The sequence below is a fragment of the Pseudomonas fluorescens genome, from assembly GCF_030344995.1.
GTDB lineage: Bacteria > Pseudomonadota > Gammaproteobacteria > Pseudomonadales > Pseudomonadaceae > Aquipseudomonas > Aquipseudomonas fluorescens_BF.
Genome location: NZ_CP128260.1, coordinates 3,949,906 through 3,975,655 on the forward strand (window position 1 = coordinate 3,949,906; position 25,750 = coordinate 3,975,655).

The 25,750-nt window shown below is 60.0% G+C and carries 28 protein-coding genes; 9 read left to right on the forward strand and 19 right to left on the reverse strand.

What is annotated here, in order from left to right; translation table 11 throughout:
- Positions 1–35 precede the first annotated feature (35 nt).
- The 6 genes from QR290_RS17435 to QR290_RS17460 form a co-directional block, all read right to left on the reverse strand.
- The gene (locus tag QR290_RS17435) at positions 36–641 is read right to left on the reverse strand and encodes a DUF6338 family protein (protein WP_289203206.1); all 606 of its coding nucleotides are present in this window, start codon (positions 639–641) and stop codon (positions 36–38) included.
- 123 nt (positions 642–764) lie between these two features.
- On the reverse strand, positions 765–2,378 hold the full coding sequence (locus QR290_RS17440; protein WP_289203207.1) for a GMC family oxidoreductase: 1,614 nt from the start codon (positions 2,376–2,378) through the stop codon (positions 765–767).
- 155 nt (positions 2,379–2,533) lie between these two features.
- Positions 2,534–3,751 carry a mandelate racemase/muconate lactonizing enzyme family protein gene (locus QR290_RS17445; RefSeq protein ID WP_289203208.1) on the reverse strand — a complete coding sequence of 406 codons (1,218 nt, stop codon included), beginning with the start codon at positions 3,749–3,751 and terminating at the stop codon, positions 2,534–2,536.
- A 1-nt stretch (position 3,752) separates the two neighbouring features.
- Positions 3,753–5,072 (reverse strand): MFS transporter, encoded by a 1,320-nt coding sequence (locus QR290_RS17450; RefSeq protein WP_289203209.1) that lies wholly within the window; start codon positions 5,070–5,072, stop codon positions 3,753–3,755.
- Positions 5,073–5,154: 82 nt separating this feature from the next.
- On the reverse strand, positions 5,155–6,579 hold the full coding sequence (gene aldA, locus QR290_RS17455) for an aldehyde dehydrogenase (RefSeq protein WP_289205311.1): 1,425 nt from the start codon (positions 6,577–6,579) through the stop codon (positions 5,155–5,157).
- A 107-nt stretch (positions 6,580–6,686) separates the two neighbouring features.
- Complete coding sequence (locus QR290_RS17460) at positions 6,687–7,619, reverse strand: LysR substrate-binding domain-containing protein (protein ID WP_096820112.1); 933 nt, start codon at positions 7,617–7,619, stop codon at positions 6,687–6,689.
- A gap of 185 nt (positions 7,620–7,804) precedes the next feature.
- Between QR290_RS17460 and QR290_RS17465 the strand changes: the two genes are divergently transcribed.
- Positions 7,805–8,983: a hypothetical protein gene (locus QR290_RS17465; protein WP_289203210.1), complete on the forward strand. Its 1,179-nt coding sequence runs from the start codon at positions 7,805–7,807 to the stop codon at positions 8,981–8,983.
- Between the two features lie 139 nt (positions 8,984–9,122).
- Entirely contained in the window at positions 9,123–9,998 is an 876-nt protein-coding gene (locus QR290_RS17470; protein ID WP_127798441.1) for a LysR substrate-binding domain-containing protein, read from the forward strand.
- Positions 9,999–10,208: 210 nt separating this feature from the next.
- On the opposite strand, the gene QR290_RS17475 is transcribed toward QR290_RS17470, so the two are convergent.
- The 5 genes from QR290_RS17475 to QR290_RS17495 all read right to left on the reverse strand — a co-directional run bounded on the left by QR290_RS17475 (position 10,209) and on the right by QR290_RS17495 (position 16,157).
- On the reverse strand, positions 10,209–11,573 hold the full coding sequence (locus QR290_RS17475; RefSeq protein ID WP_289203211.1) for an MFS transporter: 1,365 nt from the start codon (positions 11,571–11,573) through the stop codon (positions 10,209–10,211).
- Positions 11,574–11,661: 88 nt separating this feature from the next.
- A complete protein-coding gene (locus QR290_RS17480) occupies positions 11,662–13,095 on the reverse strand; it encodes an NAD-dependent succinate-semialdehyde dehydrogenase (protein ID WP_289203212.1) in 1,434 nt (477 codons plus the stop codon).
- Complete coding sequence (locus QR290_RS17485; RefSeq protein WP_115078263.1) at positions 13,092–14,126, reverse strand: aldo/keto reductase; 1,035 nt, start codon at positions 14,124–14,126, stop codon at positions 13,092–13,094. The genes QR290_RS17480 and QR290_RS17485 overlap by 4 nt, the downstream gene beginning before the upstream one ends.
- Before the next feature lie 10 nt (positions 14,127–14,136).
- Positions 14,137–14,649, reverse strand: a complete 513-nt coding sequence (gene fae / locus QR290_RS17490) for a formaldehyde-activating enzyme (protein WP_007950493.1) — start codon at positions 14,647–14,649, stop codon at positions 14,137–14,139.
- A 302-nt stretch (positions 14,650–14,951) separates the two neighbouring features.
- Positions 14,952–16,157 (reverse strand): NAD(P)/FAD-dependent oxidoreductase, encoded by a 1,206-nt coding sequence (locus QR290_RS17495; RefSeq protein ID WP_115078264.1) that lies wholly within the window; start codon positions 16,155–16,157, stop codon positions 14,952–14,954.
- 337 nt (positions 16,158–16,494) lie between these two features.
- Here QR290_RS17495 and QR290_RS17500 point away from each other — a divergent pair, with 337 nt between their 5' ends.
- Positions 16,495–17,043 carry an RrF2 family transcriptional regulator gene (locus QR290_RS17500; RefSeq protein ID WP_289203213.1) on the forward strand — a complete coding sequence of 183 codons (549 nt, stop codon included), beginning with the start codon at positions 16,495–16,497 and terminating at the stop codon, positions 17,041–17,043.
- 64 nt (positions 17,044–17,107) lie between these two features.
- Here the strand turns inward: QR290_RS17500 and QR290_RS17505 are convergent, their stop codons facing one another.
- The gene (locus QR290_RS17505) at positions 17,108–17,443 is read right to left on the reverse strand and encodes a hypothetical protein (protein ID WP_115078266.1); all 336 of its coding nucleotides are present in this window, start codon (positions 17,441–17,443) and stop codon (positions 17,108–17,110) included.
- Between the two features lie 176 nt (positions 17,444–17,619).
- Here QR290_RS17505 and QR290_RS17510 point away from each other — a divergent pair, with 176 nt between their 5' ends.
- Positions 17,620–17,859: a hypothetical protein gene (locus tag QR290_RS17510; protein WP_007950501.1), complete on the forward strand. Its 240-nt coding sequence runs from the start codon at positions 17,620–17,622 to the stop codon at positions 17,857–17,859.
- A gap of 59 nt (positions 17,860–17,918) precedes the next feature.
- Here the strand turns inward: QR290_RS17510 and QR290_RS17515 are convergent, their stop codons facing one another.
- Complete coding sequence (locus QR290_RS17515) at positions 17,919–18,107, reverse strand: hypothetical protein (protein ID WP_007950503.1); 189 nt, start codon at positions 18,105–18,107, stop codon at positions 17,919–17,921.
- A 196-nt stretch (positions 18,108–18,303) separates the two neighbouring features.
- On the opposite strand from QR290_RS17515, the gene QR290_RS17520 reads away from it, so the two are divergent.
- The gene (locus QR290_RS17520; protein WP_115078267.1) at positions 18,304–18,666 is read left to right on the forward strand and encodes an NUDIX hydrolase; all 363 of its coding nucleotides are present in this window, start codon (positions 18,304–18,306) and stop codon (positions 18,664–18,666) included.
- 3 nt (positions 18,667–18,669) lie between these two features.
- Here QR290_RS17520 and QR290_RS17525 read toward each other — a convergent pair whose 3' ends face one another.
- From QR290_RS17525 to QR290_RS17535, 3 genes are all read right to left on the reverse strand, one after another.
- The gene (locus tag QR290_RS17525; RefSeq protein WP_115078268.1) at positions 18,670–18,912 is read right to left on the reverse strand and encodes a DUF1652 domain-containing protein; all 243 of its coding nucleotides are present in this window, start codon (positions 18,910–18,912) and stop codon (positions 18,670–18,672) included.
- 122 nt (positions 18,913–19,034) lie between these two features.
- Positions 19,035–19,934 (reverse strand): polysaccharide deacetylase family protein, encoded by a 900-nt coding sequence (locus QR290_RS17530; RefSeq protein ID WP_289203214.1) that lies wholly within the window; start codon positions 19,932–19,934, stop codon positions 19,035–19,037.
- 134 nt (positions 19,935–20,068) lie between these two features.
- Positions 20,069–21,016, reverse strand: a complete 948-nt coding sequence (locus QR290_RS17535) for an ABC transporter substrate-binding protein (protein WP_289203215.1) — start codon at positions 21,014–21,016, stop codon at positions 20,069–20,071.
- Between the two features lie 293 nt (positions 21,017–21,309).
- On the opposite strand from QR290_RS17535, the gene QR290_RS17540 reads away from it, so the two are divergent.
- The 4 genes from QR290_RS17540 (at position 21,310) to QR290_RS17555 (ending at position 24,472) form a co-directional block, all read left to right on the forward strand.
- Complete coding sequence (locus QR290_RS17540; RefSeq protein ID WP_289203216.1) at positions 21,310–22,296, forward strand: aliphatic sulfonate ABC transporter substrate-binding protein; 987 nt, start codon at positions 21,310–21,312, stop codon at positions 22,294–22,296.
- 61 nt (positions 22,297–22,357) lie between these two features.
- Positions 22,358–23,197 carry an ABC transporter permease gene (locus tag QR290_RS17545; RefSeq protein ID WP_289203217.1) on the forward strand — a complete coding sequence of 280 codons (840 nt, stop codon included), beginning with the start codon at positions 22,358–22,360 and terminating at the stop codon, positions 23,195–23,197.
- A 53-nt stretch (positions 23,198–23,250) separates the two neighbouring features.
- On the forward strand, positions 23,251–23,931 hold the full coding sequence (locus QR290_RS17550; RefSeq protein ID WP_115078273.1) for an SOS response-associated peptidase: 681 nt from the start codon (positions 23,251–23,253) through the stop codon (positions 23,929–23,931).
- Between the two features lie 268 nt (positions 23,932–24,199).
- Positions 24,200–24,472, forward strand: a complete 273-nt coding sequence (locus tag QR290_RS17555; protein ID WP_041475322.1) for a hypothetical protein — start codon at positions 24,200–24,202, stop codon at positions 24,470–24,472.
- Positions 24,473–24,518: 46 nt separating this feature from the next.
- Here the strand turns inward: QR290_RS17555 and QR290_RS17560 are convergent, their stop codons facing one another.
- The 3 genes from QR290_RS17560 to QR290_RS17570 are packed head-to-tail and all read right to left on the reverse strand — an operon-like array spanning position 24,519 to position 25,724.
- A complete protein-coding gene (locus QR290_RS17560; protein ID WP_007950514.1) occupies positions 24,519–24,665 on the reverse strand; it encodes a hypothetical protein in 147 nt (48 codons plus the stop codon).
- A 49-nt stretch (positions 24,666–24,714) separates the two neighbouring features.
- Complete coding sequence (locus QR290_RS17565; protein ID WP_289205312.1) at positions 24,715–25,026, reverse strand: AzlD domain-containing protein; 312 nt, start codon at positions 25,024–25,026, stop codon at positions 24,715–24,717.
- Positions 25,026–25,724, reverse strand: a complete 699-nt coding sequence (locus tag QR290_RS17570) for an AzlC family ABC transporter permease (protein WP_045121617.1) — start codon at positions 25,722–25,724, stop codon at positions 25,026–25,028. Before QR290_RS17570 ends, QR290_RS17565 begins: the two co-directional genes overlap by 1 nt.
- Positions 25,725–25,750 lie beyond the last annotated feature (26 nt).

A 25,750-nucleotide genomic window follows, 5' to 3' on the forward strand; every position in this document is an offset into this window, starting at 1 on the left:
CAGATGTTGTGGCATTGGTTGCGGTGCTCTGGCGGTCATGATGAACCCTCTGATACCGGGCTGAATTCAACCCATTTAACCTTCGCGGAATCTATCAGCAAAAATTCGGCACCAATAGGATCCAATTTGCCATCTTCGTTGAGCCAGCGTGGAAACCTCATCAAAAACTGTCCGGTGTTCGACTCCGGTGGCCACTCCACCGGCCAGCCTAGAACGCGCCTTTCATCCTCCAGATGAAGGGTGATGAATCGGTCATATTGTGCGAAAGCGCAGAACCATTCACTGGGATAGGAAGATTGTTTCGTTACGTTTCTACTACGCAACCACCTATGCAATTTGCCATTGGTGGCCAGACAACAAGCCATCAACCCAAGCAACAACGAAGCAGAAAAGGCCCAGCAGGCTTCAGCTTTCGCATCCCATTTTCCTACAGAAAATCCCTTCTCCCCTACCCACACACAAACCGCCCCACCCCCCAACACCGTCCCGTGAATCACAAACGTGAAAATCAGCGCCTGCACAATCTGCCCGAACGTATCCGGCCGCTTGAAGGCCGTCAGGGTGTAGAAAATCCAGGCCGAGACAAACCCCGGGATCAGGTACTGCAACAGCGGAATCACTTCTTTCACCAGATCATCCATGATCGGTCGCTCCTTGAATCAGAAAAACAATCCTCCAGAAACAGCAATGCCGGCCCGTAATGGGCCGGCATTCAAAGCCTAGTGCACGCGGGAAAATCGCCCGCGATCAACTGTCACCGGGCATTACGCGTCCTGCAGAATCAGATCCGCGCCCTTCTCCGCCACCATCAGCACCGCCGCATGGGTGTTGCCCGATGTCACGTTGGGGAAGATCGATGCATCGACGATCCGCAACCCGTCGAGGCCATGCACCTTGAGGCGTTTGTCGACTACCGAAGTCTGCTCATCCGCCCCCATCGCGCAGGAACCGCACAGGTGATAGATCGAGCCGCAGTTGTCACGGAAGTACTGCAGCATCTGCTCGTCGCTTTCCACTGCCGGCCCCGGCAGAACTTCATCGACCGTAATGCCCTTGAGCGACGGAGCGCCCATGATCTTGCGCATCAGGCGACTGCCCTGGATCACCTCGTCGATGTCCTTTTGCGTGCTCAGGTAGTTCGGGTCGATCAGCGCTGCATCGCGAGGATTCTTCGAGGCAATCTCGATGTGCCCGCGACTGGTCGGGCGGCACGGATTGAAGCACAGCAGGAAGCCTGAGTACGGTTCGGGCTTGAGGCTAGCCTTGTTGTTTTTCGGAATCTGATACGACAGCGGGTTGAAATACAATTGCAGGTTCGGATGGCTCTGCTCCGGGTTGCCTCGGAAGAAACCGCCGGCCTGGTTGACGCTCATCGCCAATGCGCCCTTGCGGGTCAGCAGGTATTTCACGCCGAGTTTGAACTGACCAAATAGTGAGCTGAGCTCATCGTTCAGGGTCGGAATATTGGCCTTGTAGTAGTAGCTGACGCACAGGTGATCCTGCAGATTCTGCCCCACCGCCGGCAGGTGTTTCACCACGGGAATCTGATGCTTGGCCAGCAAGACGCGATCCGCCACGCCGGACAATTGCAGGATCTTTGGCGTATCGACGGCGCCGGCGCACAGGATCACTTCCTTGCGCGCCGTGAAAGTTCGCGTCACACCATGCTGAGTAATGGAAATACCGGTGGCACGCTGCTGACTTTCATCGAACAGCACTCGATCAACCAACGCGTAATGCTCGACCGTCAGGTTCGGCCGGCTCAGCGCCGGATGCAAATGCGCGAAGCTGCTGGAACTGCGCTGACCGTTGCGGGTGTTGACGTCGTAGATGCCCGCGCCTTCGAATTTCGGCCCGTTGAAATCGTCGCTGCGCGGGTAGCCGAGTTCATCGCAGCCCTTGAGGAACACGTCGCAGATCGGGTGGGTCTGGCCGGCCATCGGGGTGATACTGATCGGGCCGCTGCCGCCATGATATTCGCTGTCGCCCAACGGATGGTTTTCCAGTTTGCGGAAGTACGGCAGCACGTCCTTGAAACCCCAACCGTCGTTGCCGTTGGCCGCCCAGTCGTTGAAGTCATGGGCCTGGCCGCGCACGTAGATCATCGCGTTGATCGAGCCCGAACCGCCCTGGACCTTGCCGCGCGGGGCGTAGATTTCGCGATTGCCCAACTGCTTCTGCGGCTGGCTGTAGTACATCCAGTTGAAGGTCGGGTTGTAATACATTTTGGCGAAGCCGACCGGGATCTTGAACCACAGCGAACTGTCCTTGCCGCCCGCTTCCAGCAGCAGCACCGTGTGTTGGCCCGAGGCCGAGAGCCGGTTGGCCAGCACGCAGCCAGCGGCGCCTGCGCCAGCGATGATGTAGTCGTATGTCATGCACGGTTACCGCGTAAGTCGTTGTACAAAATTCGAATGAGCGACGGAATTCCCCTGTGGGAGTGGGCTTGCTCGCGAAGGCGCTTGGTCAGCTGACATTTGTGAACCTGACACACCGCTTTCGCGAGCAAGCCCGCTCCCACAATGGGCCTCTGTCAGCCCTTGGCCGGCGATGTGTCTTTGACGTCCACCGGGGTCGGGGCCATTTGCAGGTGCAGGCGCTCACCGGTGTACGGCGAATGCTTGCGCACCACGTCCATGTTCAGCTCCACGCCCAGGCCCGGCTCGGTGGACGGGATGATGTAGCCGTCCTCCCACTGCAACGGCTTTTTCAGGACTTCGGCGTGGAAGCCGCCCCAGGTCTCGATGCTTTCCTGGATCAGGAAGTTCGGCGTGCAGGCCGCGAGCTGGAAACTCGCTGCCGCACCAATCGGCCCGTTGTACAGATGCGGAGCGATTTGTGCGTAATAGGCCTCGGCCATGCTGGCGATCTTCTTGCCTTCGAGCAGGCCGCCGCAGCGCGCCACGTTCATCTGCAGAATCGACGCACCGCCGGCCTGCAACAACTTGAAGAACTCGTACTTGGTGGTCAGGCGCTCGCCAGTGGCGATCGGAATGCTGGTCTTGGCCGCGACCTGCGCCATCGCCTCTTCCTGGCCCGGCGGTACCGGTTCTTCGAACCACAGCGGATCGTATTTCTCCAGGCGCTTGGCCAGGCGAATCGCCGAGGACGGCACCATTTGCCCGTGGGTGCCGAACAGCAGATCGCACTTGTTGCCCACCGCTTCGCGGATCTTGCGGCAGAAGGTTTCGCAGCGTTCCAGCACTTCCAGCGAGATCTGATGCCCGGAGTACGCGGTGTACGGCCCGGCTGGATCAAACTTCACGGCAGTGAAGCCTTTGTTCATGTTTTCAATCGCGCACTCGGCGGCCAGATCCGGGTCGTCGTAGTCGTACTCGCCACGGCTGTTGACCGGGTACAGGTAGGTGTAGGAACGCAGGCGTTCGTGAACCTTGCCGCCAAGCAGTTCATAGACCGGTTTGTTCGCGGCCTTGCCGATGATGTCCCAGCAGGCCATTTCCAGGCCGCTGACCACGCCCATCATGGTCAGGTCGGGACGTTGGGTGAAACCGCTCGAATAGGCCTGACGGAAGAAGCGCTCGATGTGGTGCGGATCCTGATTCAGCAGGTAGCGTTCGAACACGTCCTCGATGATCGGCAGCATGGCTTTGGGGCCGAAGGTCGCGGCGTAGATCTCGCCGACGCCTTCGATGCCGCAGTCGGTCTTGAGCTTGACGAACAGCCAGTACATGCCGCCGATGTGCGGTGGTGGTACGGCGACGATATGGGTTTCAAGGGCGACGACTTTCATCTCAGGCACCTGCTTTATTCAAAGATTTGCGATTGATCCGGGCACGCAGGGTCACGGCAGCGAGGGTGCCGATCAGACCGATAGCGGCGATGTAGCCGAAATAGAGCTTGTAGCCGAGCGCGCCGGGGAAATGCTCAGTGAGGTAGCCGTTGATCAACGGGATAAACGCATCCGGCATGTAACCGACTACCGAGACGATGCCGATGGCCAGTCCGGTGATGCGCAGCGGAATATTGCAGCTGTCGAGGATCGCCCAGTACAGACCGCGAATCGCGTAAGTCATCAGGCCGATGAAAATCACGGTCGCGATCAGCAGCCCCATGCTGTTGAGCGCCGGGAACACGATCAGCCCGACAATCGCCAGACTCGCCAGCAACAGCGCGACGATCAGCACCGAGATGTTCGAAAACTTGTCCCCCAGCCAGCCGCCACCAATGCCGCCGATCGGACGCATCCACAGTTTGATGGTGGTGATGGTGCCGGCCATCACGGCGGTCAGGCCGCTGCCTTGCAGGTAGTCCGAGAAACTGTAGGTGGCCCAGAAGATGTGATAACCGCAGAACACGATCGCGGTGACCAGCCACAGTTCAGGGATCTTCACCAACGTTGCCAGATCATTGAACAGGTTGAACTTGCCCTTCTCCACCGGCGGCGTGTCTTCCATCGACTTCGGGTCCTTGATCAGCACCAGCACAAAGCCGATGGCGATACAAGTGAAGGCGTAGAGGTAAACCACGTGCCTGAAGCCTTCGGCAGTGGACTCACCACGGGTTTCGGTGGCGTAGGCGAACAGCCCCAGCGCAACCGTCGCCAGCAGTGCTTCGACCAATCCGCGACCGCCATCAAGGATGCCGAAGAAACGCCCTTGCTCGGTGTGATGAGCAATCATCTTCACGCGCTTGAGCACCGAGGCCCAGAACGTCAGGCCGGTGGTCAGCCCCCAGCAACCGAAGATGATCATCAGCCCGGTCATCGATGGAGCGGTCGAATACCACAGCCCCAGCACGCCGGTCGCCACCAGCGAGAAGAAAATCAGGAAACGCGGCGCGATACGGTCGGCCAGCCAGCCGCTCGGCAAGTAGCTGAGCAGGAAAATCGTCCCCAGCATCGAGTACAGATAACCCAGCTCGCTGTGGCTGATCTGGAACACCTCGAGCATGGTGGTCTGGTAGACCTGGCGCAGGTACAGAATCGGGTAGATCGCACCGGCGGCGAGCACCAGCAACATCAGTTGGAAATAGCGACTTCCCTTGTCGCTGCGGCTTTTCGAAGCCGAGTTGGACCCCTGAACAGCGGCAGCAGAGGATGCATGCTTGGACATTGAAGTGACCTCGGGCGACCCGTGCTCCGGGCGCCCCTGATAATTGTTTTTATAGGTGTAGCGTGAGGCGTGATGCGGTGGATCAGTACTTCATGACCACGAGACGGGTCTGGGTGAATTCGAGCATGCCGTGCTTGCCGTCATCGCCGCCCAGGCCCGAACGTTTCCAGCCGGCGTGGTAGCCCTGATACGGATCGGCCGGGGTGCGATTGACGTACAACTCGCCGGCCTCGATGGCGTTGGCGACTTTCTGCGCGGTGCGGTAGCTCTCGGTGTACAGCACCGACGACAGGCCGAACTGGTGGTCGTTGGCCATCGCCAGCGCTTCGTCGATGTCGCGGTACTTGAGCACCGGCAATACCGGACCGAAGATTTCTTCCTGGACGATTTCCATGTCCTGACGGCAACCGCTCAGCAGCGTCGGCGGGTAGAAATGCCCGGGGCCTTCCGGCAGCACACCGCCGCTTTCTAGGACGGCGCCGTCGGCAATCGCGCGCTCGACCATGGCGTGAATGTTCTTCTGCGAACTGGCGTTGACCAGCGGCCCCATCAGGCTGGCGTCTGTGGCGCGGTCGCCGAACTTCACGGCAGCGATTTTCGCTTTGAGCAGCGCGAGGAAACGGTCGTAGACGCTTTCCTGCACATAGACCCGCTCCACCGCCGTACACAACTGACCACAGTGAGTGGTTTTGGAGGCGATGATCGCGCTCGCGGCCGCTTCAAGATTAGCGTCGGCTTCGATGATCGCCGGAGTCTTGCCGCCCAGTTCCAGCGACGGCTTGGCGATGTTGGCCTTGCAGTAATCGAGGACGATGCGCCCGGCGTTGACACTGCCGGTCAGGGTGATCAGGCCCACGGCCTTGTGCGTGCAAACGGCTGCGGCGGTGGCGTGATCCATGGTCAGGATATTGATTACGCCGGCTGGCATGCCCGATTGCTCCACGGCTCTGGCGATTTCGAACGCCGACGTCGGGGTGTTGTTGCTCGGACGCACCACCACGGTGTTGCCGGCAATCAGCGCCGGAGCGATTTTGCGCAACAGGGTGTAGACCGGGTAGTTGAACGGAATCAGGCACGCGACGACGCCAATCGGCTCGCGGTGCAGGAACAGGTTTTCGTCGGGGCTGTCGCTGGGAATGATCTCGCCTTCGATGCGGCGCGCCCATTCGGCGTGGTAACGGGTGATCTGCGCGGCATAGCGGGCTTCGTTACTGGCATCGCTCAGGCTTTTGCCGGATTCGGCGGCCAGTGCAGCGCCGATGGCTTCGGCGCGACCTTCAAGAGCAGCCGCAAACGCTCGCAGGTGCTCGGCGCGTTCGATGCTGGTGAGTTTGCCCCAGACTTTCTGCGCTGCTGCTGCGGCATCGACTGCCGCCGTGGCTTCTTCGGCATTGGCGGCCGACATCTGGCCGATCAACGCTTCAGTGGCCGGGTTGTAGACCGCGATCAGCGCCGCGCTGGCCGGCTCGATGAAGTGGCCGTTAACAAAATTTCGCTCGACTCGCATGTGCATCGCCCATCGTTTGTTTTTATCGATGCCGCCAGTCTTGTCATCGACAGCGGGTTCAACAAACGATTTATCCGGCGATCAAACATTCGAAAAATGCACGTTACTCAGAAAATTGCCTTGGAAGGCTCAAGCTGGCGCTGCGCCAGCCAGATCTCTTCCTGCAACCACTGACTGAACGCCTGCAATTGCGGCATCTGCGTCTGTTCCGGGCGGGTCACCAGCCAGTAGGACTGGTGACCTTCGACGTGAACGTTATGTACCTGGGTCAACTGCCCGCTGGCTAGCTCCGAGGCGACCATGTGCCAGTCGGCAATGGTGATCCCCAGACCATCGACCGCCGCTTGAATCGCCAGATCCAGCAGGTCGAATTCATAGCCGCCCTGGGTATCGACACCCGTGATGCGCGCCGCGTCGAGCCAGTGTTTCCAGGTCAGGTAGCGCTGATCCTCCCTGGCCAGCACATGCAGCAGGGTCAGGCGATTGAGGTCGATGCCCTGATCGCCGCCCTCTCGCGCATACAGGGTCGGTGCGCACACGGCGATGTGGCGTTCCTGAATCAGCAGCGAACTGTCGAGCCCGTCCCATTCGCCGTCGCCAAAACGGATCGCGCAATCGAGGGTGCTGGTTTCCGCGAGGCTGTCCTGCAAGCGGGTGGTGATGCTCAGTTCCAGCTCCGGATGCTGCTCGCGCAGGCGCCCCAAACGTGGCATCAGCCAGCGGCTGGTGAAGGTGGGCGGCGCGTTGATGTGCAGGCGGTTGGCATGGGTTTTCTGTTGGATGCTGCGCACGGTCAGCTCGATCTTGTCGAACGACTGATGCAGCGCCCGCAGCAGAATCTTGCCGGCACCGGTCAGTTCGAGATGGTGATGGCGGCGTTCCAGCAGGCTCTCGCCAAGTTGCTCTTCCAACTGCCGCACCTGACGGCTGACCGCGCTCTGGGTGACGTTGAGCAACTCGGCGGCGCGGGTGAAGCTGCCGGTGCTGCCGGCCACTTCGAATGCTTTGAGTGCATTCAGGCCGGGCATTTTGCGTTTCATACAAGGCACTCGAAAACCACTGACAAGGTGCAAAGCATCCCACGATGCTGGCGAATTGTCCTACAGGATTTTCCGAGTAACATGCATTCGATGCAGGTTTCCTCACCGTTTTTATCGTTTGTTCATCCAATCGCAGATGGCAAAACTGCGCGGCATCTCTAATAAAAACAATCGAGAGCCGCTCCATGCCCTTCCCTGCATCTTTGCGCCTGCGCACCACCTCCATCGCTCTGTTCTGCAGCATTGCCGCCCCGGCCATGGCGGTCCAGGTCACCGACAATCTCGACCTTGGCGGCGCCATTCGTGCCCGTTGGGACGTGGACCCGGATCGCGACATCCAGAAGTTCGGCCTCGACACGGTGTTCCTCAGCGCCAAATACAACTCCGACACCTGGATCGGCGAAGCGCAATACCGCTTCTACGGTCGCTCCTACCCGTACCAGTACACCAAGGACTACGGCGATATTCGCTTCGCCAAGTTCGCGTGGGTCGGCTACAAGTTCAACCCGGACCAGCAAGTGCAGGTCGGCCTGAACACCGTGCCGTTCGGCTTGCAGCCGTACTTCGGCAGCACGTTCTACGAAACCCTGGGCAATGTCATCGGCCTGGAAGACGTGCAACAGGTCGGCGCCAAGTACATCCAGCAAAGCGGCGACTGGAACGTTCAGGCCGGTTATTACCTGCGTCCGGCCTGGCAAGGCAAAGGCACCAGCAAAGGCGTGACCTATTCCAGCGTCGTGTCGGGCGCCGACAGCTACGTGGCCGACGGCAGTGACAACCAGGAACGCAACACCGTGGTGCTGCGCGTGGCCAGGTCGCTGGATCTGGGGTCGTGGAAATCCGAAGTCGGGATCTCCGGCCTGACCTCGACCCTCGAAAACAAGGACACCGACAATGACGGCCGACGCAACGCCGTGGCAGTGCATTACCTCGGCAAGAACGGCCCGTGGGGCGTGCAGTTGCAGGCGGCGCGGCAGCAGATGTCGCCACGCAACGCCGGCACCGACGAACTGGTGACCCTCGGTGGTTACGACGGCACCTACAACGTGGCCAGTCGCGGTAATCTGTACGTGGCCGATCTGAGCTACGACGTCGACGGCAAATACCTGTTCGACCAGATCAGCGGGATCAAGCTGTACGCCAACTACAGCGCGTTCGACAAATCTGCCAGCGGGTTCAAGACGTCCGAGCGGATGATCCTGGGCACCTCGTTTTCCGTGAGTAAATTGTGGATTGCCACAGAATGGCTGTTCGGCAAGAACGATCCGTACATCGGGGGCAGCAGCTACACCCAGAGCCTTGGTGCGGGGGGACTGGATCAGTGGGAGAACCAGTTATATGTGAACGTCGGGTATTACTTCTGACGCCTGAAAAAATCGCAGCCAGGGCTGCGATTTTTTTTGCCTGCCTTTTGCGAATTCACCTTGCATCCGCACCGTCCCGATAGTCAGATAGCCCTCATTCCAAAACAACAAAAACCGCCCGATCCGGAGTTCCGCCTCCATGCGTCAACTGCCCTCGCTCAACACCCTGCGCGTGTTCGAAGAAGTCGCCCGTCATCGCAGTTTCAGCCAGGCCGCCATCGGGTTGAACGTCACCCAGGGCGCGGTCAGTCGCCAGATCAAACAGCTTGAAGACTACCTCGGCGTGGCGCTGTTCGTGCGCACGCCTCAAGGGCTGTCGCTGACCGAAGCCGGCAGCAATCTCTCCCCGCATCTGGCCGAAGCCTTCGACCACATCGAACGTTCTCTGCAAGCGGTGCGCGTGCCCAATCTGCGCCAACGTTTGAAAGTGCTCGCACCGCCGACCTGGGCCACCCGCTGGCTATCGCCACACCTGCGCGCGTTCTGCCAGCGCTACCCGGACATCAACCTCAGCGTGACCAACCAGATCGGCCACGACAGCCTCACGGAAGTCGATTGCCACATCCGCTTCGGCCTCGCGGCGGCACCCCACTGCGTCAGCCAGTTGTTGGTGATGGAACGGCACATCGCGGTGGCCAGCCCGGAACTGTTCAACGGCGATCAACCGCCGGACCTGCGACAATTTCCGCTGCTGCATATCCTGCACGACGGCAAGCGTTTGAAGGTCTGGGAAAACTGGCTGGCGGCCATGGGCCGGGATGACATCGATGCCGGGCAAGGGCTGGAATTCAGCACCCTGGATCAGGTGATCCACACCGCGCTGGCCGGCGGCGGGCTGGCGGTGATCGACCGGCAGATGATCGAAAAGGAACTGGCCAACGGCAGCCTGCTGCCGATCACCCCGATTGAGGTGATCGGCCCTTATGGGTATTGGCTGGATGTGGCGAATGACAAGCAGGGGCTGTCGAAGGTGAGGCTGTTTACCGAGTGGCTCGGCATTGTGAGCAACCCCTGAAAAGCCCCTCACCCTAGCCCTCTCCCAGAGGGAGAGGGGACCTACCGAGGTGTTTATTAGACATACATCGACCTGATCCGCCGAGCCGAACTCAGGCCTGGAAAACCATGAAGATCTGCTCCCTTTCCCCCTCTCCCCTTTGGGGAGAGGGCTGGGGTGAGGGGTGGATCTCAAGTAAACACGGACAGTAGCTGCTCACCGTTAATAAAATCACAGGGAAGCTGCCACTTTCCCAGCCACAACGCCTCCCCCCTCCACCGGACTCTGCGCCTTGCACGCCTGACTCAACGTCAACGACTTGGTCTCCGGCGCCCACGCCCACGACAACAACGCGCCAACCCCCAGAATCGCCGCAAGAATCCCCATCGTCGGGCTCAACCCGATCCCCGCCACACTCACCGGCAACAGGAACGTACTGACCGCCGAACCCAGACGGCTCACCGCCGTCGCCAGACCAATCCCGCTGGCCCGCACTTCCGTCGGGAAGCTCTCCGCCGGGAACACGCCCACCAGATTGCTCACCGCCGACAGCACCAGCGTGAACACGCCGAACACCAGCACCATCAACCACGCCGCGCTGCCCGGCAACACTGCCAGCAGAAACAACGCCACCGCCAGGATGATGAACGAGTTGATCAGGAACCCGCGTCGGGTGAACTTGATCGTGCACCAAATGCCGATCAAGGCGCCGAGGATCAGCAGCATGTTGAGCATCAGCTCGGTGCCAAAGCCTTCGGCCAGGCCCATCTTCTGCAGGATCGATGGCAGGAAGGTGTAGATGGCGAAGTACGGCATGACGATGCAGACGAAGAACAGGCAGTTGAACGCCGTGCGCTTGCGGTATTCGCGACTGAACAGCACCGCGTAGCCCGAACGGGTTTCGCTGGAACGGGTTTCATCCAGCTCGACGTTGTCGCCCAAATGCTTTTTGACGATGGCACGGGCTTCGGCCACGCGGCCCTGATTGACCAGCCAGCGTGGTGATTCCGGCGTGCCGATTCGCGCGATCAGAATCAACGCAGCAGGGATCGCCGACGATGCCAGCATCCAGCGCCACGCATCATCACCGAGGCTGAGCATGGCGGTGCCGACAAAGGTCGCTGCGACATAGCCGAAGGTCCAGATCACGCTGAACGAACCCAGCAACACGCCACGATGTTTCTTCGGCGCGAACTCGGCAAGCATCGCGTGCCCGACGCTGAAATCCCCGCCCAGACCGATGCCGATCAACACTCGACAGAGGAACAGACTCATGGCCGTTTCGACGTAAAACTGCATCACCGAAGCGAGCGTGATCAGCACAAAACTGACCAGGAAGATTTTCTGCCGGCCGACCTTGTCCGAGATCCAGCCGAAGAACAGGCTGCCGAGAAACAGACCGATCAGCGCCGATGCGCCAATCAGGCCCTGCCAGAACGCATCGAGCTGCATCTGCGGGCTGAGCAAAGTGAATGCGATGCCGATCAGGCCAAGGATGTAGCCGTCGGTAAAGTGCGCGCCGAAGGTCAGGCCGGCGATTTTGATATGGAAGCGCCCGATGGGCAGGTCATCAATCTTTACGGGTTGAGCGGACATGTTCGTCTCCAATTGTTGTTATTGACGGAGAAACGGAAAGCTCTGGGAGAAGCCTGCGGGAGCGAACTCCCACAGGTTTCGGGGAGGCCTAGAGGCCGCCCATCAACAGGTACTTGATCTCCAGATAGTCATCCAGACCGTACTTCGAACCTTCACGCCCAAGGCCCGATTCCTTGATGCCACCGAAAGGCGCCACCTCCGTGGAGATGATTCCTTCGTTGATGCCGACCATCCCGGCCTCCAGCCCTTCGGCCATGCGCCAGACCCGGCCGATGTCGCGGCTGTAGAAGTACGCCGACAAGCCGAACGGCGTGTCGTTGGCCCGCGCCAGCACCTCGGCTTCGTCCTTGAAACGGAAGCACGCGGCCACCGGGCCGAAGGTTTCGTCCTGGGCGATCAGCATGTCGCCGTTGGCTTCGGTGAGGATGGTCGGTTCGTAGAACGTGCCGCCCAGCGCATGACGACGGCCGCCGCACAACAGTGTGGCGCCCTTCTCCAGCGCATCGCTGACGTGGGCTTCGACCTTGGCCAACGCAGCGGCGTTGATCAGCGGACCTTGCTCGGTCTCACCGTCCAGCGCACTGCCTACGCGCATCGCCGCGACCGCTTCGGCGAGTTTGCCGGTGAAGGCTTCGTAGACGCCGTCCTGAATGAAGAAGCGGTTGACGCACACGCAGGTCTGCCCGGTGTTGCGGAATTTCGAGGCCATCGCGCCTTTCACGGCTGCATCGATGTCGGCGTCGTCGAAGACAATGAACGGTGCGTTGCCACCCAGTTCCAGCGAAACCTTTTTCAGGGTGTCGGCAGCCTGGCGCATCAGCAGTTTGCCGGTGCGGGTCGAGCCGGTGAACGACAGCTTGCGCACCACGCTGGACGCTTGCAGCGCGCCGCCGATCGCCACCGCGTCGCCGGAAACGATGTTGAACACACCGGCCGGAATCCCGGCCTGCTCGGCCAACACCGCCAGGGCAAATGCCGACAGCGGCGTCTCTTCCGAGGGTTTCAGGATCATCGTGCAACCCGCCGCCAGCGCCGGGCCGACCTTGCGGGTGACCATCGCCAGCGGGAAGTTCCACGGGGTGATCGCCGCGACCACGCCGATCGCTTCCTTGGTCACGATGATCCGCGCATCGGCCTTGTGGCTCGGGATCACATCACCGTAGGCACGCTTGGCTTCTTCGCCAAACCATTCGAGAAAACTCGCGGCGTAAACCACTTCGCCCTTGGCTTCGGCCAGCGGTTTGCCTTGTTCACGACTGAGCAAGGTCGCCAGTTCCTGCTGGTTGGCGAGCATCAGATCGCTCCAGCGTTTCAGGCGCTGACTGCGCTCCTTGGCGGTGAGCTTGCGCCAGCCCGGCAAGGCACGATTGGCAGCCTCGATGGCGAGGTTGGTTTCCTCGGCACCGGCCTTTTGCACGTCGGCGATCAACTCACCGTTGGCCGGATTGCGCACCGGATAAGTGGCGCCACCCTGACCCCACTGACCGTCGATAAAGTTGCCGTGACGAATCAATTCGCTCATGCCACCGCCCCCTGCAACGTAAAGCGCTCCAGTCCCGGACGAGCCGTGCGCAGAATGCGTTTGCCAGCGGTGTAATCGTTGATCACGTCACACGGGGTGTAGTTGCGTTCCAGTTCATGCAGCTCTTCGGCGTCGAGTTTGGTTTCCAGCGCGGCCAGTGCGCTGTCGAACTGTGCGGTGGTGTCGGCGCCGACCAGCATGCAATCCACGCCGGGATGATTGGCGACCCAGGCCTGAGCGATCTGCGCGTTCGACACACCACGGGCACGGGCCACGCGCTGCACCGAATGAGCGATTTCAAACGAGGCTTCGTCGCTGTACATCTGCTGGGTGAAGAAATCGGTCTGGTTGCGGGTCGATTGCACGTCACCGGTCAACAAACCACGGGCCAGCGGGCTGAACACCGAGACGCCAATGCCCTGATCGCGGCAGAACGGAATCATCTCGCGTTCTTCTTCACGGTAGGCGCAGTTCAGTTGCAGCTGCATGTTGATCGGTTTGACCCAACCGTTGCGCTCGCAGGCCATGAGGATTTTCGCCAGTTGACCGGTGAGCATGGTCGACACGCCGATGTAACGCGCCTTGCCGGAACGCACGATGTCGTTCAGTGCGCCCATGGTTTCCTCGACCGGGGTGTTCACGTCGAAGTAATGCAGCATGAACACGTCGACGTAATCCATGTCCAGACGCTTCAGCGAGGCATCGATGCTGTCCATGATGTGCTTGCGCGAATGGCCGCTGGCGTTGATGCCGTTGCGGGTGCCGTAGCCGACCTTGGTGGTGATCACCAGGTCTTCGCGGCGGGCCAGACGCTTGACGATGCGCCCTACCACTTCCTCGCCGACACCGGCGGAATAGAAGTCCGCGAGGTCGATGAAGTTCACGCCGTTGTTCAGCGCGTGAGCAACGATCGGCTCGCTTTGTTTTTCATTGAAGATCCACGGTTTCCAGTCCGGGGTACCCATGTTCATGGTGCCCAGGCACAGGCGGGAAACTTGCAGGCCGGAGTTGCCCAAACGGATGTATTGCATGGCGCGGACCTCAGGCTTTTGGCGTGTAGAAAGGGTTGCTGATGTGGTTGACCACATCCTTGAGCTGCGCGGTTTCCGGCTTGCCGGTGAGGGCGGCGCGGATCGCGGTGCGGCAAGCGTTGTAGTTGTTCAGGTAAACCGCATCGAGGTCGTCGCAGGCCGGGTTGACCCAGTTGGCGGTGACGATCGCCCACTCGTCTTCGGCTTCGGGTGGCAGCGTGCCGTCGAGCAGTGCTTCGAGCACGGCCTTGGCGATACCCGCCTGAGATGCACCCCACGTCGCATTACCGTGCAGGTCGCTGCTGATGGCAGCCTTGTTGACGTACAGGGTCATCGGTTTGACCGGGATATTCGGCTGGGCGATCACCATGAACGGGCAATGGCCCTGGCTCGGCGACGCCAGGCTGTTGGCAAACGCCTGCCCCGCCGGGCCGTTGCGCGGGCCGATCAGGATATTGATGTGCGCGGCGTTCACGCCCGGGCCTTCGAAACCTTCACCGATGTACAGGTCGAGTTCTTTCATCAGTCATTACTCTTTGCGATGCAGAGGGATTTTTTGGGGTGATCGACAGCTCACGCAGGCCGGATGGCCAACGGGATCAATAACGGACGTGGGGAGACGCGAAGGGAGAATCGGGACATGGCTGCAAACGCTCTCTGGTTGTTATTGATGAGCTGTGTTTGCGATTTTTTAACACCGGGGATCGGGCCGACCGTAACCATTAAAAATCATGGGGCAATGACTTTTAGTCATAGCCTTGATGCAGGTAAAAAAGGGCAGGCGAAAAAATCCCGCTCGAAAGCGGGATTTTCGAACTGCGTCGATTACGCGACGACAGGAATCATCGGATCCGCAGCCGCCAGCGCGATGGCACGGTCAGCCGCCGGCGGGTAGATCCACTGGGTGTTGATCTGGGTCTTGAGCGACTTGCCCTCTTCTTTCACCAGTTTCACCTGACGATCCCAGCCTTCGGTGTACACCGCGCCCCAGGCGCCGAGGTCGAGGCAGGTCACGTATTTCGGCTGGCTGTATGGCGTCGGGTCGACACCGAGAATCTGCGCCGCGACGTTGTTGCCGGCATGTCGGCCGAGGGAAATCGCGTGCTGGCAGGTCATCAGGGCGAAGTTGCCGATGTCGTCGGTGGCCGCATAAGCCACGTCGCCGGTAGCGAAGATATCGTCCTGACCGATGACTTTCAGGTGCGCATCAACGTGCAGACGGCCCTGACGATCACGTTCGGCAGGAATCTGCTCGGTCAGGGAGCTGGCACGCACGCCGGTGGTCCAGACCACGGTTTTTGCCTCGATGCGCTGGCCGTCCGACAGGGTCACGCCGTTTTCATCGACCGACAGCACCGACACACCCAGTCGCCATTCAACGCCCAACGCTTCACTCGCCTCGGCAATCGACACGCTGATCGCTTCGCCCATGGAGGCGCCGACTTTCTGCGCACGGTCAACGATGATCACTTGAACGTTGGCATCGTCGCCCAGCACTTCCCGCAGACGCGCCGGCATTTCGGTCGCGGTTTCGATACCGGTGAAACCACCGCCGGCGACGACCACAGTGTTGCGTGCCTGGCTCTCAGGTTGGGCGATCAGGGATTTCAGGTGGTTTTCCAGGCGAATGGCGGCTTCGATCTGGTCGACATCAAACGCGTATTGCGCCACGCCCGGGGTGTCCGCCAGGGCCAGACCGCTGCCGGAGGCCAGCACCAGTTTGTCGTAGTTGAACACCTGTTGCGCACCGGCTGCGTCGGTGTAGCCCACGGTTTTTGCCTGCACGTCGATGGTGTTCGCCGCGCCCTTGATGAAGTTGACGCCAACCGCATCGAACAGATCGCCCAGCGGTGCGGCCAGCGTGTGGGCATTCGGCTCGTAGAACCGTGGGCGAACGCGCAACTCGGCTTGCGGTGCCAACACGGTCACGTCGATGTTGTCCCGATTGTGAATGTCGACCAGACGCGTGGCGCTCAACGCCGTCCACATGCCACCGAAACCTGCGCCGATTACCAGAATGTGCTGTTTCATTGTTCTCTCCAGGCACGAAGCCAAGTCACTGAATGAGGTTGAAGGATTCACATCATCGGGAGCGGACACGTCTGTATTTTTCAAGAACGCGGAAGGCTGCTCACCGGATAACGGCGACTGTATTGGTCGCCTTTAAATCCGACAAGTCAGATTTTGTGATGATTAGCATCGAAAACTTCGATAGCTCAAACTGAACAGAGCCACTCTATCCAACTCATTGATTTAGCTGAAACCCAAGAAAATCGGGGGCCTCATCGCCAAACGCCCAAGCCGTTCTCGATTTGTTTGCCACGAATAAGCCTGATAACATCGGCGACAAATACAGTCGGAGATAGTTATGTCACTTTACAGTGCGGGGGTCGAGTACGGCATTCACTGCCTGGCCTTTCTGGTAGGCAGCGGCGGTGACAGTCGTGAAGCCAGCGTGCGCGACCTGGCAGAGCTGCAAGGAGTGCCGCTGGATTACCTGGCGAAGATCTTCACCAAATTGGCCAAAGGCAAACTGGTGGAATCCACCGGCGGCGTGCGCGGGGGCTTCACCCTGGCGCGTCCGGCGGATGAAATCACCCTGCTCGACATCGTCAATGCCATCGATGGTCGCAAGAACATTTTCGAATGCCGGGACATTCGCGGACGCTGCGCACTGTTCGACGGCTCACCGCCGGACTGGGCGCTGGAAGGCACCTGCTCGATCCACGCCGCGATGATGACCGCGCAAAAGCGCATGGAAGAAGCCCTCGCCCAGCAGACCATTCTCGACATCGCCAGAAAGGTCGGACGCAAGGCACCGGCGGGGTTCAACAGCCAGGTGGAAGACTGGATGCAGGATCGCCGGGAAAAGAAGACCGGTGGCACAGGCATTCCGCTCACCGATATCTCCGACTGAGCGCGATCAGCGGGCAAAAAAAAGCAGAAACCGATCACCGGTTTCTGCTTTTTTTATTTCGCCATTACAGGCAATCACGCACCGCTTTGCGCAACGAGCCGGACTTCGCCCACGGCGGCCCCTGGTAGAGGGAGACACGGCTGCCGTCCTTGTACTTGACCACATCGAGAATCTCGTCGGCGGTGACGATGCTCGGCGCGGTGATCCGGTAGCCATTGGAAATGGACGTCTGGGACGTCTTGGCAACGTCCTGCTGCCACAGTGGCAGTACACACGCGGCGTAGTCCTTGGGAGTCTTGCCGCTGATCTTGCTGACATTCGGCTCGCCCGGCACCAGTGACGCAGGCAACGAACAACCGGTCAATGCCGCCAACAGCATCCCCCCGATCAACATCCGCATGGTGATTCCTTCATCTGAAAAAACGCGAATGTAACCTGTAACTGTTCGGACATCCATCGTAGCGCTCTGCCTGTACTCCCCGAAAACCGGGCCATTCAGCTCATCGACAGAAGACCTTGACCCACACCGGAAAAATGCGGCTACTCTGTTTTACCGAGAATGTTCCGGAGGTGATCATGCGGCTCAATGAATACGAACACGAACTTCAACGTGACCTGCAAAGCGTTGCATCGGACCTGAGATGGTCGGCGGTGGACCTCAAGCGCATCGCCGAGCAACTGCGCCAGTCGGGCAACGAAGCGGACGCCCAGGCGGTGCTGCGATCCTGCGAGGTGCTGCAAAGCGATGAAGAGCGCCTGCAACTGTATGCCCGGGAAGTGAAAGCCCGCGCCATCAGCCGAACCAAAGTCCACTGAACCTCACCCTGCCCACAGCAAAAAGCCCCGGACAACCGGGGCTTTTTCTTCACAGACCTTCAGTCTGCCTTGCGACCGCGTGCGCGGCTTTTGTACCCCGGCAACGCGGCGGCGTACGCCAGCGCTTCCTCGCGACTGGCAAACGAAGCGAGCCGGTCACCCTGCGTGCAGACCCGCCACGGGCCGTTGTTCACGCTGAGTACGTCGTAGCCATTCATGTGCATTTTGTTCAGCATCGCCATGCTCATAGGCACCTCCTGTCTGGTAACGAACTTTTCCACCTTACACCCGCAACGCGCTGCCGTGCCGACCGGACGTCGCACCGTGCCGCGTCAAGTCTCCGGCACTTTTGCCGCTACCAGGCACTCAGAAGCTCTAAACCGGCAGCGGCCCAAATATTGCTACTTCATGACAGTTTTATGACAAGCGGCCATCGGGTAACACATGAAAGTACGAGCAACCGTCATCTGCGAGCAGGATCGACACATTCTCCTGGTGCGCAAACCCAGGTGCCGCTGGAATCTTCCGGGGGGCACCGTCGAACCGGGGGAAACCCGCGCAGAGGCCGCCGCCCGAGAACTCAAAGAAGAGACCGGGCTGGAAAGCGATGACATGCTTTATCTGATGGAATTACAGACCGGCAGCACCCGCCACCACGTCTACGAAGCGTCGGTGCTGAACATTGATCAGGTTCGCCCGCTGAATGAAATTGTCGACTGCCTCTGGCACCCGCTCGATGCAGTTCAGAACCTCAACGTCAGTGACGCCACGCTGAGCATCGTCCGCGCCTTTCAGCGACGTCTTTGACCGTCAGCCGGCGAAAGCCCGACGCCCGGCGCTCATCTCAGTGCGCAATTCACCGATGAAATTGGAGATGTCACGAATGGTGACCAGATGCTCCGGGGACACCCCGTTGAGCAACAGGTTGACCCGCCCGCTGTCGGGTTCGTAAACCTTGATCTGCAAGAGCCCCTGCGCCGTTTCGGTGCAATCGCAATACAACGGCGAAAAGCCGGATTCGACGATGCGGCAAATGTCGGCAATGGCAATCATGGGGGCACGCCTCACAGGCGTCGGCTCGGGCGATCCGCTGAGCATAGATGAGCTTTTGCTGCCCTGCTTGCGCCAGCCACCGCAAAATTTGCCAACGGCTTCACATCTTCAATCCGCCGCACTCAGTGCGCGTCGTGATCCCAGATCCAGTTCCAGATCCCCGGCAGGTTCACCGGTTTCGACGACTCTTGCACGGTGCGCGCCAGTGCGGCTTTTTCAAGCGCCGCGCGATCGTCATAGAACGGTTTGTCCGCCAGTCGCACGCCGGTGGCGGCGGCGCTATCGAGCAGAATCTGCAAGTACTCGCGAGTGTGTCGGGCGGTATAGCGATTGAGGTCATGGAAGGTCACTACCACCGGAATCACCCCGTCCACTGTTGGCAATTCGCCGAGGGCAATCTGTTCGCGGACTTCCGACAGCTGACGCAGCATGTTCGCCCGCCGCCGGGGGCTGGCGTTGAAGCCCCAGATCTTGCCGTCGTTGGCGCTCAGGTCGGTCAGCAACACCTGCATGTGGTGCTGCTGATAGGCGGCGAAGGTGCGTTTGTCGTAGTTCCAGAACGGCGGGCGCAGCAACGTCGGCGGCGCGCCGGTGATCGCCGCGATGTCTGCCGAGCCGTTGGTCAGCGAGGTTTCAAGTTCATCCGGGTCGAGCAAACGATGATTGGTGTGCCAATGGGTGGCAGTGTGAAAGCCCAGAATGTGCCCTTCGTCATGCTCGCGATGCATGACCCGCCGACCGATTTCGCTATTACCCGCTCGGGGCGCGCCGGTCTGGACAAAAAACACCGCTTTGATGCCCGGTTGCAGCGGGTTGTCCTTGAGGCTGTCGAGCACGGTGTCGGTGGGGTTGAAAAAACTTGAAGCGCTGGGCCCGTCATCGAAGGTCAACAGAAACCGCACAGGCGCCTGGGCCTTGAGCCGGGCCTCGGTCTGCGCGGTCATTTCGATGGGAGCGGCGATGCATCCGGCCAACCCGACGGCCACCGCCATCGCGCAGAAAAGCTTGAACCACTGTGTCATGTTTTGCCTTGAGCCCGACCGTTGCGGTCATGTTGTCGATTGGCAAAACTCCTTCGCCGCTGCTGCCTCCCTGCGACCCATTGAGATGGGCCGAGGTTGGATAAAGATACACAGGGTTTGGTTCCGGCGCTCGCTCAGCGTGCCAGTGCCTGTTGAAACGAGCTATCGATGATCCCTGCCGTGGCCAGTGGAGCCGGCAGCGCCTTGACCTTGAACAGGAAGTCGGCGGTGCTTTGCAGATCGGCGGCGGCCTGTTGATCCACCGGGCCGACCGTCATGTGTGCCTGGCGTAACCAGTGCCGCGAAACCTGCTGATCGAGGTTGGCCTTCTTCGCCCACAGGTCGGCGTATTCGTCGGTGTGGCTGTCGACCCAGGCCCGGGCCTGCTTCAGGCGCCCGAGAAAATCGGCGATCGCTTCACGCTTGCTGTCGATGGACGGCGCAGACGCCGCAATCGCGCTCAAACCCGGCATCAGGTTTTTCGCCGTGAGAATCGGCCGCGCACCGGAGAACACGATCTGCTGGGAAATGTACGGTTCCCAAACCGGGAATGCATCGATACTGCCTTGCGGTAGTGCTGCGGCGGCATCGATCGGCATCAGCTTGACGAAGTCGACGTAATTCTCAGGTAACCCGCCCTGCTCCAGCGCCCGCAAAATCAATTGCTGACTCCAGGCACCCGGCCAGTAGGCGACTTTCTTGCCCTTCAGGTCCTCGATGGTTTTCACCGGAGAATCCTTGGGCACCAACAGGGCGATGGTGTCCGGGTTCTGTCGCGACACACCGATCAGCTTCACCGGCGCCTGCTTGGCCGCCAAAAACAGAAACCCCGAATCCCCGAGAAAACCCAGATCCAGCGACCCGGTCTGCAGCGCCTCGGCCAACGGCGCGGCAGCCTGGAAGTGTTTCCAGTCGACCGTGTAAGGCGCGTCCTTCAACACGCCGGAAGCTTCTATGGACGCGCGGATATTGTAGTAATTCTGGTCGCCGACGTGCAGGACCAAGGGTTCGGCGGCGTAGGTCAATGGCGTGGCAAACAGTGCACTGGTCAACGCGGCGCGTAGGAAACGTGAGAGCTTCATGGCGAGTCCTGCAGAAGGGATTTTTATAGACCATAACGCTCTTACAAATCAGATTTGAAATTCGATTAGCGCATAAGCTCAGCACCTTCCCGCCACACTGTTTCTCGAGCAACAGTGGCTCGGCACAATGTTTTCCCTGCAACACTTCAAACCTGAAAAACCGGCGCTAAACCCCATAAACACGGGGCAACGAGCACATGGCACAGAGCCTGCAATATTCCATTCATGCAGTAAGCATTCGATAAAAATATCTTTTTGGACATAAGAATCTGTCGCCTTGCCGGAGCGTGCCCATGAAATCCCTCTTACCGTTTTCCCGCGTCAAAACGCTGCTCGCGGCCTGCGCAGTAGCCCTTAGTCTGCAACCGCTCGCCCACGCCGCCGAAGCGCCGCCGGCCGAAGTGCATCTGGATTACGCCTATTACTCGCCGGTCAGCCTGGCGCTCAAACATCTGGGCTATCTGGAAAAAGCCCTGCCCCAGAGCAAAGTCAGTTGGGTGCTGAGCCAGGGCAGCAACCGCTCGCTGGAATACCTCAACAGCGGCGGCGTAGATTTCGCCTCGTCGGCCAGCCTCGCTGCCGTGCTCAGCCGCGCCAATGGCAGCCCGATCAAATCGGTCTACGTCTACAGCCGCGCCGAATGGACCGCGCTGGTGGTGCGCAAGGACTCGCCGATCCAGTCCGTCGCCGACCTCAAGGGCAAGAAAATCGCCGCCACCAAAGGCACCGATCCGTACCTGTTCACCCTGCGCACCCTGCAACAGGCCGGGCTGAAAAAGGACGACGTGGAACTGGTGCACCTGCAACACCCGGACGGCCGCACCGCACTGGAGAAAGGCGATGTCGACGCCTGGGCCGGTCTCGATCCGCACATGGCCGCCAGCCAGGTGCAGGCCGGTTCGCGCCTGCTGTACCGCAATCGCGACTTCAACAGCTACGGCGTGGTCAGCGTCACCGAGCAATACGCCAAGCAACATCCGCAAACCATCGACACCGTGATCAAGGCCTATGAGCAGGCTCGCGAGTGGTCGGTGAAGAACCCGGAAGAATTGGCAAAGTTGCTCGCCAGCGAATCCGGCCTGCCGCTGGATGTGGCCAAACTGCAACTGTCGCGCACCGACCTGAGCAGCCCGCAACTGACCGCCAAGGACGTGCTGGCCTCGAAAGCCGCCGCGCCGATTCTGGTCTCCGAAGAACTGGTGCGCCGTGGGGTGAATGTCGATCAGGTCATCGATCAGTTGATCGACACCGGTTTCCAGCAAGTCGCCGCCGCCCAGTAACCGATCAGGCTCATGACAAGTCCGCGCCCGTCGCGGATTTGTCGTGAGCGGAGAACCGTCCATGAGCAACGACTTGCCCGCCCGCCTCGCCTTGTCGGCACCACGGCGAAAACTCCCCCTGCTGAGTCCGCTCTGGCGTCGGCGCCTTAAAGGCCTGGCCCTGCCACTGCTGATCGTGATCGCCCTGGAATTTATCGTACGCATCGGCTGGCTGCCGTCCTACCAGATGCCGGCGCCGAGCGAGATCGCGCTGACCCTCACCGATCTGGCCGAAGGTGCCTTGTGGAAACACATCGGCGCGAGCCTGATTCGCGTGCTGCTGGGGTTTGCCATCGGCGCGAGTCTGGCGCTGGTGTTTGCCGCATGGGTCGGCCTGAGCCGCGAAGCCGAAGCCTATCTGGAACCGACCTTCGCCGCGCTGCGTTCGATTCCCAGCCTGGCGTGGGTGCCATTGTTGCTGCTGTGGCTGGGGATCGACGAGACCTCGAAAATCGTCCTGATCGCCATCGGCGCGTTCTTCCCGGTGTACGTCAACGTGGTCGCGGCGATCCGCAACATCGACCGCAAACTGGTGGAAGTCGGGCACATATACGGCTTCAGCCCGCTGCAACTGGTACGACGGATTCTGTTGCCCGCCGCCCTGCCCGGCCTGTTCACGGGATTGCGCAGCGGCATGAGCCTGTCATGGATGTTTCTGGTGGCGGCCGAACTGATCGCCGCGACCAAGGGGCTGGGTTACCTGCTCAGTGACGGTCGCGAAACGTCGCGGCCGGACATCGTGTTGGCCGCGATCATCGTTCTGGCGCTGCTGGGCAAACTCAGCGACGGTTTGCTTGCGGTGCTGGAACGCCGCTGGCTGGTCTGGCGCGATGCGTTCACCGGCCAGGGCAGCAAGGATTGAACCGTGCAACTAAGCTGAAACCTTCAGGCAGCTGTTCGCCGGAGGGCCGGCCGATGTGCGGAAGACTGTCGCAATACCGGGGCATCCACGATTTCGTCGCGGTGCTGAGCATTCCCGATGCGCTGATCAATCACGTCGGCGACGCACCGCTGGCGCATTACAACGCCGCGCCCACCACGTCTCTGGCGATCCTCCATCAGCACCAACAACAGCTATACGCCGACAATCTGCGCTGGGGCTGGCGCCCGCACTGGGCCAAGGATCGCGTCGCGCCGATCAACGCGCGGGTGGAAAAAGTCGCCCACGGGCCGTTCTTTCGAGCGATCTGGCGTCATCGACTGATCGTGCCGGTCGACAACTGGTTCGAGTGGGTCGATGCCCCCGACAAAAGCCGACAGCCCTGGCTGATTCGTCGCGCCGATCATCAACCGGTTTTCTGCGCCGCCATCGGCCAGTTTCCGACACCCGGCGAACCTCCACGGGAAGACGACGGCTTCGTCATCATCACCGCCAACAGCGAAGGTGGCTTGCTCGATGTCCATGACCGGCGCCCGATCGTGCTGTGCGCCGATCGGGTGGACGAATGGCTCGATCCCGCCACGCCCACAGAGCGCGCCGAGCAAATGCTGTTGTTCGAAGCCGAACCCAGCGAGGCGTTTCAATGGCACAAAGTCGGCAAAGCGGTCGGCAACTCCCGCAATCAGGGTGCTGAATTGATTGAAGCGGTGACTTAAATAAATGCCGGCGCGGTGCGTTATCAAGAGCAGGTATCCACGAATTGAATCCTGCGCGTTACACGCGGTGTTTCATTCTCGAAACAGAGCGCTGAAACAGTCGTTTGAGTGAATTAACCGCCTGTCTGACATTTCAATCGTCATACATACTTTTAGAAACACTACGGATAGCATGCGCGCCGCATTTCCTATTGGCATACCAGTTGACCAAAGAGTCAGCAAAACCAGGAATACCCCACAAACTTAACAAGCCTTGCAGAGAACTAAGTTGCGCGACGATTTTGCAATCAAACAGGTCACTGGCCTGGAGTGTATTCATCTGTCCACGACAGAACGCTTTCAACTCGACTGTTTTATCGGCCACTACATAAAGACTCGAAACCTGCGTGACGTACCCGATATCGACCGCATCCTGCGCGCCACCCTCGAAAACTATCCCTGCCACCCGCCGGTGATGGTCAACGAGCTGAATGCCTGGATCGACAAGACCTTGGGTTATCGGGCCTCCCACCCCGATTTCACACAGCTGGAAGATCTTTGATGTAACGAAAAAGCCCCGCAATCGCGGGGCTTTTTCGTTGTGGCGTTCAGGGTTTCAGCGGGCGTTCCTGATCACGGTCGGACAACTCGCGGCTGTCATCATGCTTCCAGGTCTGCTCCTTGTGTTTCTCCCGCTCGATCTCTTCCTCACTCGGTTCGTCATCTTCTTCGGGACGTTTCTGCTCGGTTGCCATGTTCACCTCGCTGATGGAATTCATTCATTAAGCGTAGAACACCCGCAACTTATAGCCACCAACGTAATAGAAAGAAGAACGCCATGCTCAACAGCATGCTGAGCAACGTATTGCGTGTGTAGATCACCAGGCCGATTGCCACTAGTGAACTCAGCAGATAAGGGTTATCCCAATGCAGATTCAGTTGTTTGTCCGGCATGAACACAATCGGCCCGCAAATCGCGGTCAACATGCCCGGCACGGCAAAACCGAGAAATTGCCGCGCGTTGCTGCTCAGACGCACCGGCAAGCGCGGTTCGAGAAACACGTAACGGTTGAGGAACACCAGAATCCCCATGCCGATAATCACTGCCCAGACCATCATGTGCGCTCCCGATACAGCTTGTTGCAGATAAACCCGGCGGTCATGCCGGCCAGGCCCGACAGCACCAGCGCCGAACCCCATTGCCAGTAGCTGAACAGCACCGAGCAGAACAGCGACACCGCCACGCAGACCACCGTCGGCACATTGCGCACCACCGGCGTGATCAGGGCGATGAAGGTTGCGGCAATCGAGAAGTCCAGCCCCAGGTGTTCAAGCCCCGGAATGCTGCTGCCGAGGACGATGCCGGCCAGGGTGAAGAGGTTCCAGGCGATATAGAACGTCAGGCCGACGCCCAGCGCGTACCAGCGATTGAACTGCTGACGGTCGTGCTGACTGGTCAGGGCAAACAATTCATCGGTGAGCAAAAAGCCCAGACCTATGCGCCAGCGCCCTGGTAATGGCGAAATCACGTGGCGCATGCTCATGCCGTAGAGCAAATGCTGCGAGGTCAGCAGCAAGGTGGTCAGCAGAATCGAGAAAATCCCCGCGCCGCCCTTGAGCATGCCGATCGCCACCAATTGCGCGGCCCCGGCGAACACGATGCTCGACAGGCCCTGCCCTTGCAGCGGCGTGAGGTTGGCTTCGATCGCCATGGAGCCGGCCAGCAGCCCCCAGGGCGCGGTCGCCAGGGATAACGGCATGATCGCCGCGGCTCCGCGAAGAAAGGCACTGCGCGGCATTAATGAGTCAGACATAACACTCTTCAACCGTGAGACAAGAC

What these genes read in the sequence shown, in the direction of transcription:
- QR290_RS17540 (WP_289203216.1), top strand. Translation starts at nt 21,310, where the DNA reads ATGAAATCCCTCTTACCGTTTTCCCGCGTCAAAACGCTGCTCGCGGCC.
- QR290_RS17495 (WP_115078264.1), bottom strand. Translation starts at nt 16,157, where the DNA reads ATGAAACAGCACATTCTGGTAATCGGCGCAGGTTTCGGTGGCATGTGG.
- QR290_RS17445 (WP_289203208.1), bottom strand. Translation starts at nt 3,751, where the DNA reads ATGAAAGTCGTCGCCCTTGAAACCCATATCGTCGCCGTACCACCACCG.
- QR290_RS17510 (WP_007950501.1), top strand. Translation starts at nt 17,620, where the DNA reads ATGCGGCTCAATGAATACGAACACGAACTTCAACGTGACCTGCAAAGC.
- QR290_RS17560 (WP_007950514.1), bottom strand. Translation starts at nt 24,665, where the DNA reads ATGGCAACCGAGCAGAAACGTCCCGAAGAAGATGACGAACCGAGTGAG.
- QR290_RS17440 (WP_289203207.1), bottom strand. Translation starts at nt 2,378, where the DNA reads ATGACATACGACTACATCATCGCTGGCGCAGGCGCCGCTGGCTGCGTG.
- QR290_RS17535 (WP_289203215.1), bottom strand. Translation starts at nt 21,016, where the DNA reads ATGAAGCTCTCACGTTTCCTACGCGCCGCGTTGACCAGTGCACTGTTT.
- QR290_RS17435 (WP_289203206.1), bottom strand. Translation starts at nt 641, where the DNA reads ATGGATGATCTGGTGAAAGAAGTGATTCCGCTGTTGCAGTACCTGATC.
- QR290_RS17550 (WP_115078273.1), top strand. Translation starts at nt 23,251, where the DNA reads ATGTGCGGAAGACTGTCGCAATACCGGGGCATCCACGATTTCGTCGCG.
- QR290_RS17450 (WP_289203209.1), bottom strand. Translation starts at nt 5,072, where the DNA reads ATGTCCAAGCATGCATCCTCTGCTGCCGCTGTTCAGGGGTCCAACTCG.
- QR290_RS17525 (WP_115078268.1), bottom strand. Translation starts at nt 18,912, where the DNA reads ATGATTGCCATTGCCGACATTTGCCGCATCGTCGAATCCGGCTTTTCG.
- QR290_RS17520 (WP_115078267.1), top strand. Translation starts at nt 18,304, where the DNA reads ATGAAAGTACGAGCAACCGTCATCTGCGAGCAGGATCGACACATTCTC.
- QR290_RS17475 (WP_289203211.1), bottom strand. Translation starts at nt 11,573, where the DNA reads ATGTCCGCTCAACCCGTAAAGATTGATGACCTGCCCATCGGGCGCTTC.
- QR290_RS17515 (WP_007950503.1), bottom strand. Translation starts at nt 18,107, where the DNA reads ATGAGCATGGCGATGCTGAACAAAATGCACATGAATGGCTACGACGTA.
- QR290_RS17570 (WP_045121617.1), bottom strand. Translation starts at nt 25,724, where the DNA reads ATGTCTGACTCATTAATGCCGCGCAGTGCCTTTCTTCGCGGAGCCGCG.
- aldA (WP_289205311.1), bottom strand. Translation starts at nt 6,579, where the DNA reads ATGCGAGTCGAGCGAAATTTTGTTAACGGCCACTTCATCGAGCCGGCC.
- QR290_RS17545 (WP_289203217.1), top strand. Translation starts at nt 22,358, where the DNA reads ATGAGCAACGACTTGCCCGCCCGCCTCGCCTTGTCGGCACCACGGCGA.
- QR290_RS17480 (WP_289203212.1), bottom strand. Translation starts at nt 13,095, where the DNA reads ATGAGCGAATTGATTCGTCACGGCAACTTTATCGACGGTCAGTGGGGT.
- QR290_RS17505 (WP_115078266.1), bottom strand. Translation starts at nt 17,443, where the DNA reads ATGCGGATGTTGATCGGGGGGATGCTGTTGGCGGCATTGACCGGTTGT.
- QR290_RS17565 (WP_289205312.1), bottom strand. Translation starts at nt 25,026, where the DNA reads ATGGTCTGGGCAGTGATTATCGGCATGGGGATTCTGGTGTTCCTCAAC.
- fae (WP_007950493.1), bottom strand. Translation starts at nt 14,649, where the DNA reads ATGAAAGAACTCGACCTGTACATCGGTGAAGGTTTCGAAGGCCCGGGC.
- QR290_RS17530 (WP_289203214.1), bottom strand. Translation starts at nt 19,934, where the DNA reads ATGACACAGTGGTTCAAGCTTTTCTGCGCGATGGCGGTGGCCGTCGGG.
- QR290_RS17465 (WP_289203210.1), top strand. Translation starts at nt 7,805, where the DNA reads ATGCCCTTCCCTGCATCTTTGCGCCTGCGCACCACCTCCATCGCTCTG.
- QR290_RS17500 (WP_289203213.1), top strand. Translation starts at nt 16,495, where the DNA reads ATGTCACTTTACAGTGCGGGGGTCGAGTACGGCATTCACTGCCTGGCC.
- QR290_RS17485 (WP_115078263.1), bottom strand. Translation starts at nt 14,126, where the DNA reads ATGCAATACATCCGTTTGGGCAACTCCGGCCTGCAAGTTTCCCGCCTG.
- QR290_RS17470 (WP_127798441.1), top strand. Translation starts at nt 9,123, where the DNA reads ATGCGTCAACTGCCCTCGCTCAACACCCTGCGCGTGTTCGAAGAAGTC.
- QR290_RS17460 (WP_096820112.1), bottom strand. Translation starts at nt 7,619, where the DNA reads ATGAAACGCAAAATGCCCGGCCTGAATGCACTCAAAGCATTCGAAGTG.